A 1,513-nucleotide genomic window follows, 5' to 3' on the forward strand; every position below is an offset into this window, starting at 1 on the left:
ATGAAGTTGGCAGCTTAGATAATAGTAGTGATGCCGCTATGGATGATTATTTACGCGATTTTGTGAGAGTGAGTAAAAGATGACCGTTTGGACTAACATTGCCGCATGGTTTGGGTACGCACCTGCCGAACCCAAGCGCGGTCGTCAGTATGCAAGTACAAGCGGAGGCACAACAGCCAAGCCTGTAACGTTTGATACGGCCATGACTGTCAGTGCCGTGTTTGCGTGTATTCGTTTACTCGCTGAGACCGTGTCTAGCCTGCCACTGAATATGTACAAACTTGATGCAGACGGTAATCGCACAATTGAAAAGAATCACGATTTAATTAAATTGCTTAAACACCGTCCTAATCGCCGACAAACACGCATAGAATTTTTTGAACAACTCATGCTTAACCTTGTGTCTAGTGGTAATGCTTACGTATTGCTTGGTTATATGGGTAAGCGTTTAGTCAGTTTACAGGTTTTAAATAGCGGTAGCATTGAGCCTGAATTGTTGGCCAACGGTGACATGATTTATCACTGGACTCAGCTAGACGGCACACGCAAAAAATTAACCGAGGCTGAAGTTTGGCACATTCGCTTATTTGGTAACGGACTAATTGGTTTGTCGCCATTGGCTCAAGCTAAAAAATCAATCGGAGTAGGCTTGGCAGGTGATGACAAAGTTACTGACTTAATGTCAAACGGTGCAAAGCCGACTGGTACATTGTTAACTGAAAATTGGCCTACTAGAGAACAGCGTGCTGATTTACGCGAAGAACTAAGCGGCCTAATGAATGGTGATCAAACCGAAATTGCAGTGCTTGGCGGTAACATGAAGTGGCAGGCAATAAGTTTAACACCAGAAGATTTAGAATTATTAGCTACTCGCCGTTTTACTTTAGAAGAAATATGCCGTTTTTTTGGTGTACCAAGTGTTTTAGTCAATGATTTGTCGGCCTCTACCGTCTGGGGTAGTGGTATTGATTCGATTATTAGCGGTTTTTATAAATTTGTTTTACGGACTTATTTAGAAAAGCTCGAAATATCAATGATTGTCAACCTGTTACCACGTACCGAGTGGGACTCTTACGAATTAGAGTTTGAAGCTGATGCTATTTTAAGAGCCAGTTTAAAAGACCGTATCGAGTCAACAGCAAAACAAGTTTTATCTGGCTTTATGACACCCAATGAGGCGCGAAAAAGTGAAGGTCGTCAACCAAAACCAAACGGTGACCAATTACTTGTGCCAAGCAATATGACTACTATCGACAAAATACTTGCAGTCGTGCCAACACGCGGCAAAGAGGAGATTATTTAATGTTTGGTTTAAATGTACGTCAACGTAAACAAGCACCAAACGTGCAACATCGTCGTGCTGCACCACAAACAATTGCTTTACGTTTTACGCCTCCATCTCAAGACGGCCAGCCATATAAGTTTGAAGGCTATGCAGTGACATGGGCAAACGTTAACAGCCACGGCGAACGCTTTGAAAAAGGTGCATTTGCTGACTTGATTGCCAGTGGTA

The 1,513-nt window shown here is 42.7% G+C and carries 1 protein-coding gene and 1 pseudogene; both read left to right on the forward strand.

Translation table 11 applies throughout. From position 1 onward, the window contains the following. Positions 1 to 79 precede the first annotated feature (79 nt). Positions 80 to 1,303 (forward strand): phage portal protein, encoded by a 1,224-nt coding sequence (locus Q0212_RS00440; RefSeq protein ID WP_297920640.1) that lies wholly within the window; start codon positions 80 to 82, stop codon positions 1,301 to 1,303. Next, positions 1,303 to 1,513 (forward strand): annotated as a pseudogene (locus Q0212_RS00445) (HK97 family phage prohead protease); the annotation flags it as partial. The gene Q0212_RS00440 and the pseudogene Q0212_RS00445, both read left to right, overlap by 1 nt.

The sequence above is a fragment of the uncultured Agitococcus sp. genome (assembly GCF_937920075.1).
GTDB lineage: Bacteria > Pseudomonadota > Gammaproteobacteria > Pseudomonadales > Moraxellaceae > Agitococcus.

What these genes read in the sequence shown, in the direction of transcription:
- Q0212_RS00440 (WP_297920640.1), top strand. Translation starts at nt 80, where the DNA reads ATGACCGTTTGGACTAACATTGCCGCATGGTTTGGGTACGCACCTGCC.